The following is a 548-nucleotide window of genomic DNA, read 5'->3' as shown; positions in this document are numbered from 1 at the left end:
ATTAGTTTAGTAACTCTGCATGAATGGGAGCGTTTGGGGTTAACCAGATACTGTCCACCAATAGAAGGAACTCGCAAAGTTTTTTATAAGAAATCAGATGTTATGAAGTTCCTTTCAATTACTAGAAAGGAGTAACTATATTGTATGAAATAATAAAAAATATAGTTGAAAAGTCCTATGATTACATGAAATACATAGGAAGTTGTTGCCATGTTGAATCACAGATTCAATTGCTCAAATACACTATACAGTGTGATGTTTATAAACAAAAGGAACATGAATATGTCAATAATTAAGATTAAAGCGAAAGATTCTGTATTAGAATCAGACTATGAATTTGAAACTTACCCTGAGAGTGCTATTCAATCTTTTGATAACTCTACTCCAATAGATAAATATAAGAATGCATGGCAAACATATAAAAATAAGGTAATTGACTCTAACCCACATATATCCGTTTCAGAAAAAGAGAAGCAGAAAAATAGAAAACCTTCTTTTCATATTATGGCAGAATTCTTAACGGCTCATCTCATTGTGGTTAGTATAGC

At 31.0% G+C, this 548-nt stretch carries 1 protein-coding gene; it reads left to right on the top strand.

The window, feature by feature from the left end; genetic code table 11:
* Positions 1-282: 282 nt before the first annotated feature.
* The coding region (locus ACFX59_RS18425) for a hypothetical protein (RefSeq protein ID WP_387434537.1) at positions 283-548 on the top strand (266 nt) is incomplete at its 3' end.

The sequence above is a fragment of the Sphingomonas sp. NCPPB 2930 genome, from assembly GCF_042867205.1.
In the GTDB taxonomy this organism is placed as follows: Bacteria; Pseudomonadota; Alphaproteobacteria; order Sphingomonadales; family Sphingomonadaceae; genus Sphingomonas.
This window is presented reverse-complemented; position numbering and strand designations above follow the sequence as displayed.